At 71.1% G+C, this 12,570-nt stretch carries 2 protein-coding genes; both read left to right on the forward strand.

Annotated features, from left to right (window positions below; genetic code table 11):
- Nucleotides 1-17 precede the first annotated feature (17 nt).
- A complete protein-coding gene (locus ACFW6B_RS40710; RefSeq protein ID WP_386604920.1) occupies nucleotides 18-11,183 on the forward strand; it encodes an amino acid adenylation domain-containing protein in 11,166 nt (3,721 codons plus the stop codon).
- Nucleotides 11,180-12,570 (forward strand): condensation domain-containing protein (locus ACFW6B_RS40715; protein ID WP_386604922.1); only part of this gene is annotated, 1,391 nt, incomplete at its 3' end. The genes ACFW6B_RS40710 and ACFW6B_RS40715, both read left to right, overlap by 4 nt.

Consider the following 12,570-nt stretch of genomic DNA (forward strand, 5'->3'; position numbering starts at 1 on the left):
GCGGTCTGTTCGCGGAGGTGCTCGGTGTCGATCGGGTGGGCATCGACGACGACTTCTTCGAACTCGGCGGGCACTCCCTCCTCGCCACCCGCCTGATCAGCCGCATCCGCACGGCGCTGGACACCGAGCTGACCATCCGTGAGCTGTTCGACGCCCCCACCGTCGCCCGGTTCGCCGAAACCCTCGGCCACGCCGGCCGCGACACCGCGGTCCCGCGCAGCCCGCACCGTGCCGACCCCAGGCCGGAACGTGTCCCGGCCTCCTTCGCCCAGCAACGCTGGTGGTTCCTCGACCACCTTGACGGAGCCAGCGCCACCTACAACATCCCCGCGGCCCTGGATCTGACCGGCCCGCTTGAGGTGCCCGCGCTGCGGGCCGCCGTGGCCGACGTCGTGGCCCGGCACGAACCGCTGCGCACGGTCTTCGGGGAGGACCAGGACGGACTGCGGCAGATCGTACTGGCGCCGCAAGCCGCGCCGGTCGCCCTCGAGGTGATCACCACCGACGCCGAACACCTCGACGAGGAACTGGCCGCTGCTGTCCGTTACCGCTACGACCTGACGGCGGACACCCCGCTGCGCACCCGTCTGTTCAGCTTCACCGACAACCCGCGACGGCACGTACTGCTCCTGTTGCTGCACCATGTCGCGGGCGACGGCTGGTCGATGGACCGGCTGGTACGGGACCTGGCCACCGCGTACACCGCGCGGTCCGCCGGAACCGCGCCCGACTGGACCCGACTTCCCTTGCAGTACGTGGACTTCACCCTCTGGCAACACCGCGTCATGGGTTCCGAGTCCGATCACGACAGCCTTGTGTCGCGACAGCTCGCGTACTGGAAGGACGCGCTGGCCGGCATCCCGGACGTCCTGGACCTGCCCACGGACCGGCCGCGGCCGGCGGTGGCCACCCACCGGGGGCAGCGCCTGGAGTTCAGTGTGCCCGCGACCCTGCACACCCGGGTGCGGACGCTCGCCGAGGAGAGCAGGACCAGCGTCTTCATGGTGGTCCAAGCAGCCCTGGGCGCACTGCTTACCAGGCTCGGCGCCGGAACCGACATCCCCATCGGCAGCCCGATCGCGGGACGCGTCGACGCCTCGCTCGAGGAACTCGTCGGTGTGTTCGTCAACACCATCGTGCTGCGCACGGACACCTCGGGCGCCCCCACGTTCAGCGAGCTGCTGGAACGGGTCCGGGCCACCGACATCGCAGCGTACGCCCATCAGGACGTCCCTTTCGAGTCCCTGGTGGACGCCCTCAACCCGGATCGCTCGCTCTCCCGGCATCCCCTCTTCCAGGTGATGCTCAGCTATCAGAACACCTTCCGCCAGGACGGCATGGACGCGCTCGGCCGGATCCCGGGCATCGCGGCCGAACTGCTCGACACCGACACCGGGGGCGCCGAGTTCGACCTCTCGATCGACCTCGGCGAGCGGTTCGCACCCGACGGCACGGCGGCCGGCATGGACGGCGGCATCCGCTTCAGCAGTGACCTCTACGACCCGGGCACCGCCATGGACCTGGTCGAACGTCTGCTGCAGGTCCTGGAAGCGGCCGTCGCCGACCCGTCCCGTTCCATCCGTGACCTGGAGATCCTGGACACAGAGGAACAGCGGCGCATGCTCGTCGAGTGGAACACCACAGACCGGTCCGTCCCCGACGTCACCTGGCCCGAGCTCTTCACCGACCGGGCGCGGCGAACCCCGTCCCGCACCGCCGTCGAGTACCGGGGCGAGGAGCTCGACTACGCCGAACTCGATTTCCGGTCCAACCGGTTGGCCCGCCGACTGATCGCCCTCGGGGCCGGCCCCGAGACCTTCGTAGCCCTGGCCGTGCCCCGTTCGCTCGACCTTGCCGTCGCCGTGCTCGGCATCCTCAAGTCGGGCGCCGCCTATGTGCCCGTCGACCCGGAGTACCCGCAGGAGCGTATCCGGCAAATCATGGCGGACGCCGCGCCCGCCGCCGTGGTCACCGTGTCCACCGTGCGCGACCGGCTGCCCGTCGAGTCCACGGCCACCATGGTCCTGCTCGACGACCCCGCGGCTTCGGCATCCGCGTACGACGACGCTGAGGTGACCGACGCCGAGCGCACCCGCCCGCTGCTCCCGGCTCACCCGGCCTACGTCATCCACACCTCCGGTTCGACCGGCCGCCCCAAGGGCGTCGTCGTATCCCACACCGGAATCGCCTCGCTCGCGGCGACCCAGATCCCGGGCTTCGGCGTCGACGCCGAGAGCCGAGTGCTCCAGTTCGCCTCGGTGAACTTCGATGCCTCGGTGTCCGAGTTCTGCATGGCGTGGTGCGCGGGGGCCACACTGGTCATCGCTGCCCCCGAGGAGCGGGCCGCGGGCGAGCCGCTGGAGCGGCTGCTCACCGAGCGCCGCATCACCCACGCGACGATCCCGCCCGCCGCACTCGGCCTGATGTCGCCCGACGCGGTCCCGGCCGGCCTCACCGTCATCCTCGCCGGCGAGGCGTCGGCGCCGGACCTGGTGGCGCGCTGGTCCGCCCGCCACCGGCTGTTCAACGCCTACGGTCCCAGCGAGACCACCGTCGACGCGGCCTTCCACCCCTGCACTCCGGACCCGGAGGGAACCGTGCCGATCGGGCGGCCCTCCGTCAACACCCGCGTGTTCGTGCTGGACGAGGCGCTGCGGCCCGTTCCGGCCGGCGTGCCAGGTGAGCTGTATGTGACGGGAGCCGGTCTGGCCCGCGGTTACCTGAACCGGCCCGACCTCACGGCCGAGCGCTTCGTCGCGGACCCCTTCGGGCGTGCCGGCGAGCGTATGTACCGCACCGGCGACGTGGTGCGCTGGACGCGGGACGGTGTCCTTGAGTTCGTGGGCCGGACCGACGGCCAGGTCAAGATCCGCGGTTTCCGCATTGAACTGGGCGAGGTCGAGTCCGTGCTCGCCGGGCACCCGGCAGTGGCACAGTGCGCCGTCGTTGTACGGGAGGACCGGCCCGGTGACCGCCGCCTGGTCGCCTATGTCGTCCCGGGCGGTGAACCGACGGGGTCCACCACACTGCGCGTCCATGTCTCCGCCGCGCTGCCCGAGTACATGGTGCCCGCGGCCTTCGTGCCCCTGGACGCGCTACCGGTCGGCCTCAGCGGAAAGCTGGACCGCGCCGCCCTGCCCGAGCCGGAGCGCGAGGGTGAGGCACGTGGGCGCAGCCCGCGCAGCCCACGTGAGGAGATTCTCTGCGAGCTGTTCGCGGAAATCCTCGGCACCACGCGGGTCGGCATCGACGAGAGCTTCTTCGACCTGGGCGGCCACTCGCTCCTCGGGACCGCGCTCGCGTCCCGGATCCGCTCCGCCTTCGGCGTGGAGATCACCATCCGCCAGCTGTTCAAGACCCCCACCGTGGCCGGCCTCGCCGCCGTCCTGGGCGAGGCGGGCGCCTCCGGCCCGGCCCGGACCGGGGTGACGGCCGCCGACCGGCCCGAGCGGATTCCGCTGTCCTTCGGGCAACAGCGGCTGTGGTTCCTGCACCGTCTCGAGGGCCCGAGCGACACCTACAACATCCCGCTCGCCCTGAGGTTCACCGGCCGCATCGATCCCGACGCGCTGCGCGCCGCTCTCGCCGACACCGCCGACCGGCACGAGGCCCTGCGCACCCGGTTCGCCGAGGACGACGCCGGCGCCCACCAGGTCGTGCTGGACGGCACATCCGCCCATCCCGAGCTGTGCGTCGCGGCCACCACCGAGGACGGGCTCGACGAACAGCTGCGCCGGGCCGCGCGACGCACCTTCGACCTCTCCACCGAAGTCCCCTGGCGTGCCTTCCTGTTCACCCTGCCTGATGGACACAGCGTGCTGCTGTTCGTGGTCCACCACATCGCCGGCGACGGCTGGTCCCTGCCCGTGCTGGTCCGGGACGTCGCCATCGCGTACGACGCCCGCCGGGCCGCTCTCGCCCCCGCCTGGCCGCCGCTCCCGGTGCAGTACGCCGACTACGCCCTCTGGCAGCACCGCGAACTCGGCTCCGGCAACGACCCGCAGAGCATGGCTGCGCGTCAACTCGACTACTGGAAGGAGACGTTGACGGGACTCCCGGAGGAGCTTGACCTGCCCTACGACAGGCCGAGACCGGCCGTGGCCGGCTACCGGGGTGACCGGATCATGTTCGACATCCCCTCCGACGTCCACGAGCGCGTACTCAAGGTGGCCAGGGACTGCAACGCCAGTACCTTCATGGTGGTGCAGGCCGCACTGGCGGTGCTCCTCTCGCGGCTCGGTGCCGGCGACGACATCCCGCTCGGCACACCGGTCGCCGGTCGTACCGACGAGGCGGTGGAGGACCTGGTCGGGTTTTTCGTCAACTCCGTCGTACTGCGCACGGACGTGTCCGGCGACCCCGCCTTCGAGGACCTCGTGGCCCGGGTGCGCGAGGCGGACCTGACGGCCTACGCCCATGCCGACCTGCCGTTCGAGCGGCTGGTGGAGGTGCTCAATCCCCGGCGCTCACAGAGCCGGCACCCGCTGTTCCAGACCATGCTGACGTTCGACACCACCGAGGACCGGGTGGCCGACGGAAAGGTGAGCGAACTCTTCGGCACGGACGCCGAGTTCCAGGCCGTCAACGCCCCCGTCGCCAAGTTCGACCTGCTCTTCGGATTCGGCGAGCGCAGGCTAGTCCAGGGCGCGGCCGCCGGACTGCGCGGCGCGCTGCTGTACAGCACCGACCTCTTCGACCCCGCCACCGCACGGACGATGACGACCAGGTTCGTGCACCTGCTCGGTGCGCTGACCGCGGCCCCGCAGCGGCCCGTGTCGGCCGCCGACCTGCTGGACCCGGTCGAGCGCCGCCTGCTGGAGGAGTGGAACGACACTACGCACCCCGTGCCGGACACCACCCTCGTCGCCCTCCTCGCCGAACAGACGGCACGCACCCCCGACGCCGTCGCCGTCGTCTTCGAGGAACAGGTTCTGACGTACGCCGACCTCGCCGACCGCGCCGGCCGGCTGGCGCACTGGCTGCGGACCAGGGGCGCCGGGCCCGAGAGCGTGATCGCCGTGATCCTGCCCCGTGGCCTCGACCTGGTCGTCGCCCTGCTGGGCGTGCTGAAGTCCGGCGCCGCCTATCTGCCCGTGGACCCCGGCTATCCGTCGGAGCGCATCGCGCTCATGCTCGACAACGCGGCGCCACTCCTCACCCTCGACCGCCTGCCGGAAACGGATAACCTGCCCGTCGCTCCGGAACCCCCCGCGCTGCGCCCGCACCATCCCGCGTACGTCATCCACACCTCCGGCTCCACCGGCCGTCCCAAGGGCGTCGTCGTTCCGCACAGCGGGATCGTCAACCGGCTGCTGTGGATGCAACACACCTACCGGCTCGGTGCCGACGACCGGGTACTGCAGAAGACCCCGGCCTCGTTCGACGTGTCGGTCTGGGAGTTCTTCTGGCCGCTGATCACCGGCGCCACCCTGGTGGTGGCGCGGCCCGAGGGTCACAAGGACCCCGTGTACCTGGCTGATCTGATCCGGCGTGAGCAGGTCACCACCGCCCACTTCGTGCCGTCCATGCTGTCGGTGTTCCTGGCCGAGCCTACGGTGGCGGGGTGCGCCACGCTGCGTCGGGTGATCTGCAGTGGCGAGGAACTGTCGACGAGCCTGGCACGCCGCTTTTCCCGGCTGCTCGGCGCCGAGCTGCACAACCTCTACGGCCCGACCGAGGCATCGGTGGACGTCACGGCCTGGCCCTGTGCCACCGAGACCAGCGGTTCCGGCGTACCGATCGGCCGCCCGGTGTGGAACACCACGACGCACGTGCTCGACAGCGCCCTGCGACCGGTGCCTCCGGGCGTGCCGGGTGAGCTCTATCTGGGCGGTGTACAGCTGGCGCGTGGGTATCTGGGGCGTTTTGGTCTGACGGCGGAGCGGTTTGTGGCGTGTCCGTTCGGGCCGGCTGGTGGGCGGATGTACCGCACCGGCGATCTGGTCCGGTGGACGGTCGATGGGGTGTTGGAGTTTGTGGGTCGTGTTGATGATCAGGTGAAGGTGCGGGGTTTCCGTATCGAGTTGGGTGAGGTGGAGTCGGTGTTGGCGGCCCATGAGGGGGTCGTGCGGTGTGTGGTGGTGGTGCGGGAGGACCGGCCGGGGGACCGGCGTCTGGTGGCCTATGTGGTGCCGGGGCGGGTTCCTGTGGTTCCGGGTGAGTTGAAGGGGCATGTGGCGGCGGTTCTGCCGGATTACATGGTGCCGTCCGCGTTCGTCGTTTTGGACGTGTTGCCGTTGACGCCGAACGGGAAGCTGGACCGCAGGGCGCTGCCGGTTCCTCGTTTCGAGTCGGCGGTCGAGTCCCGGGTCCCGCGTGATGCGCGGGAGGAGATCTTGTGCGGTCTGTTCGCGGAGGTGCTCGGTGTCGATCGGGTGGGCATCGACGACGACTTCTTCGAACTCGGCGGGCACTCCCTCCTCGCCACCCGCCTGGTGAGTCGGGTGCGGTCCGCGTTCGGGTGCGAGTTGTCGGTGCGGGAGCTGTTCGACGCGCCGACCGTCGCGGGCATCGCAGCCGCACTCGACCGGTCGACCAATACCGCACGCCCCGCGCTGCGCCGCCCCGATCGGCGTCCGGAGCGCGTACCTCTCTCCCCTGCCCAGCGGCGTCTGTGGTTCCTCGACCGGCTCCAGGGCCCGAGTCCCGTGTACAACATCCCGGCCGGGCTGCGCCTGAAGGGTGACCTCGACGTCGCCGCGCTGCGGGCCGCCCTGGCCGATGTGGCGGAACGGCACGAGGCGTTGCGTACGGTCTTCGCCGAGGACGAGGACGGCCCGTATCAGGTCGTGCTCGACGGCGCTGCGACCCGCCTGGATCTCACCCTGGTCCCGTCCGGCGAGGACGTCCTCGACCGGCAGCTTCAGGAGGCCGCACGTCGGCGCTTCGACCTGACCGCCGAAGCGCCCTGGCATGCCCGGTTGTTCGAACTCGCCCCCAACGAGCATGTGCTGCTCCTGGTGATGCACCACATCGCGGGAGACGGCTGGTCCATGCCACGGCTGGCCCGCGATTTGACGCTGGCCTACACCGCCCGGTGTGCCGGTGACGCTCCCGGCTGGGCGCCGCTGCCGGTGCAGTACGCGGACTACACCCTGTGGCAGCGCGAGATCCTGGGCTCCGAGAGCGACCCGGACAGCCCTACTTCTCGCCAACTCGACTACTGGAAGGAGCAGTTGGCTGGGTTGCCGGAGGAGCTGGAGCTGCCTGCCGACCGCCCGCGACCGGCCGTCGCCTCCTACCACGGTGGTGAGGTGGCCTACGAGATACCGGCCGCGCTACACAAGACGCTCTGCGCCGTCGCGCGTGAGCAGCGGGCGAGTTTGTTCATGGTGGTGCAGGCCGCGTTGGCGGTGCTGCTGACGCGGCTGGGGGCGGGGACGGACGTTCCGGTGGGTACGCCGATCGCCGGCCGTACGGACGACGCCCTGGACGATCTGGTCGGCTTCTTCGTCAACACGCTGGTGCTGCGTACGGACACCTCGGGTGACCCGACCTTCGCCGAGCTGGTGGCCCGGGTCCGTGAGACGGACCTGGCGGCCTACGCCCACCAGGACATCCCCTTCGAACGCCTCGTGGACGTGCTTGCTCCGGAGCGCTCGTTGGCCCGGCACCCCCTCTTCCAGGTCGCCCTGTCCTTCGACGCGGCGGACCAGCAGGCCGCCCTGGACACTCTCGGACAGCTGCCCGGACTCGACCTCACCCACCACCGGGTGGGCGTCGGCGCCGCAAAGTTCGATCTGTCCTTCGCGTTCCTGGAGCAGCGGGACGCCAGCGGAGCACCCGCCGGCATGCGGGCCACGCTCGCCTACCGCACCGACCTGTTCGACCATGCCACGGCCGGAGTGTTCACCGAGCGGCTGGTGCGCCTGCTCGATGCCCTGGCGGCCCGGCCCGAGCAGCGGATCGGCGCACCGAGCCTCATGGACGAGGCCGAGCGCCGCCGGGTACTGGAGGAGTGGAACGACACGCGGCGCCCCGTTCCCGCCCTGACGGTGCCCGCGCTCTTCGAGGAGCAGGTGGCCCGCACGCCCGCCGCCGTCGCCTTGGAGGACGGCGAACTCTCCCTCACCTATGACGAGTTGAACACACGGGCCAACCGCCTGGCGCACCACCTCATCGCGGACGGCATCGGCCCCGAGGACCTGGTGGCCCTGCGGATGCCACGGTCGGCCGACACGGTCGTCGCCGTTCTCGGCGTACAGAAGGCGGGTGCCGCCTATCTCCCCCTCGACCCGGAACTGCCCCCGGCCCGCGTCCAGTCACTGCTCGCCAGCACACGACCGATCCTCGTCCTGGACGGACTTCCCCCGCAGAACGGGGAGTCCGCGCAGGAGGCCCGCACCACGAACCCGGACGACACCGACCGACTCCGGCCACTGCGGCTGGAACACCCGGCCTATGTCATCCACACATCGGGCTCGACCGGGACGCCCAAGGCGGTCGTCACCACTCACGCCGGCGCGGCGAGCCTTGCCACCCTCGCTCCCGAGTACGACGTCGGTCCCGGCCACCGGGTCCTGCACTTTGCCTCGTTCAGCTTCGACGTCTCCGTCCTGGAGATGTGGACCGCGCTGTTCACCGGAGCGACGCTGGTCCTCTCCCCGGCCACGGCCCGCACCCCCGGTGCGCCGCTCGTCGACTTCCTCGCCGAGCAGAGCATCGACTTCGCCAAGCTGCCCGCGTCCGTGGTCGCCGCGCTGCCCCCGGAGACGGATCTGCCCGAGTGCCTGACCACTCTGGTGGTCGGCGGCGAGCGGAGCTCTGCCGAGACCGTGCGCCGCCATGCGCGTGGCCGCACCGTCATCAACGCCTACGGGCCCACGGAGTACACCGTGAACTCCTTGGTCAGCGGCCCCCTCTCGGGGGCGGGCACGGTGCCCATCGGCCGGCCGCTCACCAACGTGCGCGCCTATGTGCTGGCCCCCGATCTGATCCCGGTCCCGGTCGGTGTGCCGGGAGAGCTCCACCTCGCGGGCCCCGGCATCGCCCGCGGCTATCTCGGCCTTCCGGCGACCACCGCCGAACGGTTCGTCGCCTGTCCGTTCGGTGCTCCGGGTGAGCGCATGTACCGCACCGGAGACCTGGTGCGCCGACGCGCGGACGGTGTTCTGGAGTACCTGGGCAGAACCGACGACCAGATCAAACTGCGCGGCTTCCGGATCGAACCCGGCGAGGTCGAGGCCGCCCTCACCCGGCTGCCCGAGGTGGCGCAGGCCCGGGTCGTGGTCCGCGAGGACCGGCCCGGGGACCGTCGGCTGGTGGCGTACGTGGTGGGCGATTCGGCACCGCAGCCCACTGTCCTGCGCGGCGCGCTCGCCACCGTGCTGCCCGACTACATGGTGCCCGCGGCCTTCGTGCCCCTGACGGTGCTGCCGCTGACCCGCAACGGAAAGCTCGACCGGGCCGCGCTGCCCGCCCCGGACTACGCGGCCGAGTCCACCGGACGGGCGCCGCGCACCGCGGCGGAGGAACTGCTGTGCGGGCTCTTCGCCGATGTGCTCGGGCTGGAACAGGCGGGTGTCGACGACGAGTTCTTCGCGCTGGGCGGGGACAGCATCATGTCCATCCAGCTCGTCAGCCGGGCGCGCCGCGCGGGCCTGGTCCTGTCGGTGCGGGACGTCTTCGCGCACCGCACTCCCGCCGCCCTGGCCACAGTGGCGGCCGTCGCGGACGCGCTGCCCCGGAATGAGACCGAGGACGGGCTCGGCGTCGTGCCGCTCACCCCTGTGATGCGGTCCTTCGCAGGGCGCGGCGGTCCCTCGGACCACTTCAGCCAGTCCCATGTGCTGCGGGTTCCCGCGGACCTGGAACAACGGCACCTCGTCGCGGCCCTGCAGGCCGTCCTCGACCACCATGACGCGTTGCGCGCCCGGCTGCACACCGAGGGCCCCGAGTGGCACCTGGAGATCCCGGCCCCGGGATCCGTGTCCGCCGAGCACTGCCTGCGCCGAGTCGACGTCGAGGCGGTGACCGGAGAGGCGTACGCGGAACTCCTGCTGGCCGAAGGCACCGCTGCCAGGCGTGAACTCGCCCCCGGGAACGGACAGATGCTGCGGGCTGTCTGGTTCGACCACGGGCCGTCCCGCCCGGGCCGGTTGCTGCTCGTCGCACATCACCTCGTGGTCGACGGGGTCTCCTGGCGCATTCTGCTACCGGACCTCGCCGAAGCATGGCAGGCCTCGGCCGAAGGCGGCACACCCCGGCTGCAGCCGGTGGGGACCTCCCTGCGGGGCTGGGCACTTCGCCTGCGCGAGCGAGCGGGCACGCCGGAACGCGAGGCCGAACTGCCCCTGTGGGCGGACACCCTGGGCCGGGGCGAGTCGTCGCTCGGTGGCCGGCCGCTCGACCCCGCGCGGGACACACACGCCACCGCTGGCCGCGTCACCGTGACTGTACCGAGCGCGGTGACCAAGGCGGTCCTCGGTTCCGCCCCCGCCGCCTACCAGGCGGGAGTGGACGACGTCCTGCTGGCCGCCTTCGTCCTCGCCCTCACCGAGTCCCTGCGTGACGGCGCCGTCCTCGTGAACCTGGAAGGACACGGCCGTGAGGAGGACGCGGTCGGTGGCGCCGACCTCTCCCGCACCGTCGGCTGGTTCACCAACGCCTATCCCGTACGCCTCGACACAGGAACGCTGGACCGTGCCGACGCATGGGCCGGCGGGTCCGCCGCCGGGCGGCTGCTCAAGCGGATCAAGGAGCAGCTGCGCGGCTACCCCGACCACGGCATGGGCTACGGCATGCTGCGCCACCTCAACCCCGGCACGGCGGCGGTCCTGGAGGCGTTGCCGCGTCCCGAGATCGGCTTCAACTACCTCGGCCGGTACAACGTCGGGGGCTCGGGAGGGGCCGACTGGACCATCGAGGCGGGCGTCGTCACCGGGCCGGAACACGATCCGGCGATGCCGCTGCCACATGTACTGGAACTCAATGCGGCCACCAAGGACGCCCCCGGGGGTACCGAACTGGTCGCCACCTGGACCTTCGCGGGTCTGCTGCTCTCGCCCGACGACGTGCAGGAGCTGGCGCGGGCCTGGGTCCGCGCGCTGGAAGCCCTCGCCACCCATGCCGAGCGCCCCGACGCGGGTGGACTGAGCCCCTCCGACGTGGCTCTTTCCTCGATCGGCCAGAGCGAGATCGACGACTTCGAACAGGAACTGCAAGAGGAGTGGGGAACGCTGTGAGCAGACCACAGAAGACCATTGAGGACATTCTGCCGCTCACTCCGTTGCAGGAGGGATTGCTCTTCCACAACGTCTACGACGAGTCCGGCACCGATGTGTACACCGGCCAGGTCGTCTTCGACCTGGAGGACCCGTTGGACGTGGGCACGCTGCGTGCGGCCTGCGCGTCCCTGCTCGACCGGCACACCACCCTGCGCACCTGCTTCCGGCAGCGCAAGTCCGGGGAGTGGGCGCAGCTCGTGCTGCGCAGCGTCCCGCTCTCCTGGCACCAGGAGGACCTCGCGGACCTGGACCCGCAGGCTCGCGAGGAGGCTGCCAGGAGAATCGTCGAGGCCGACCGGCTCAAGCGGTTCGACCCGGCCAGCCCGCCCCTGTGGCGGCTGACCCTGATCGGCTTGGGCCAAGGCCGCCACCGCTTCGTCCTGACGTTCCACCACACCCTTGTCGACGGCTGGTCGCTGCCCGTTCTGGTACGGGAGCTGATGGCCCTCTACGCCGCGGGGGGCGATTCCGCCGACCTGCCTGCCCCGCGTCCCTACCGCGACTACGCGGTCTGGCTGGCGGAGCAGGACCGGGCCGCGGCCGCCGACGCATGGCGGGATGCACTCGCGGACGTCGCGGAACCCACGCTGGTGGCCCCCGGTGCGACCCGCGCCCCGGTGGTCCCGGAGCGCGTTCTCGGCGAGCTGCCCGAGGCGGACACGGCACGGCTGACCGCATGGGCCCGGGGCGCCGGACTCACCCTCAACACGGTGGTGCAGGGAGCCTGGGCACTGCTTCTGGCCCAGCTGACCGGCAAGGACGACATCGTCACCGGCAACACCGTGTCGGGCCGCTCGCCCGAGGTGGACGGCATCGAGTCCATGGTCGGCATGATGATCAACACCGTGCCGCTCCGGGTGCGGGTACGTCCCGCTGAGACGCTCACCGGCCTGTTGACCCGGATACAGGACGAACAGACCCGGATGCTGCCCCACCAGCATCTCGGACTGGCCGAGATCCGGACGCTCACTGCCGTCCCGGGCAGCGGCGAACTCTTCGACAGCCTCTACGCGTTCCAGAACTACCCCTCCAGCGGCGCCGGCCGGGACGGCCTCGGGGAGGCGCTGCGGATCTCCTCGGTCCGTACACAGGACGCCGCCCACTACCCGTTGACCTTGGTCGTCGGCCCGGGCCGCACCCTGCGCTTCCACTTCGACCACCGCCCCGACGTCGTGCCGCGCCCGCGCGTCCAGGCCCTCGCGGAGGCCTTCCCCCGGCTGCTCGCGGCGATCCCCGATCATGCGGGACTTCCTGTCGCCCGTCTTGATCTGCTGGGTGCCGTCGAGCGGGAGCGATTGCTTGCGCTGGGTACCGGGCCGGAGCCTTTGGCCGAGCGGGCCACGTT

Source organism: Streptomyces sp. NPDC058751, assembly GCF_042746485.1.
GTDB lineage: Bacteria > Actinomycetota > Actinomycetes > Streptomycetales > Streptomycetaceae > Streptomyces.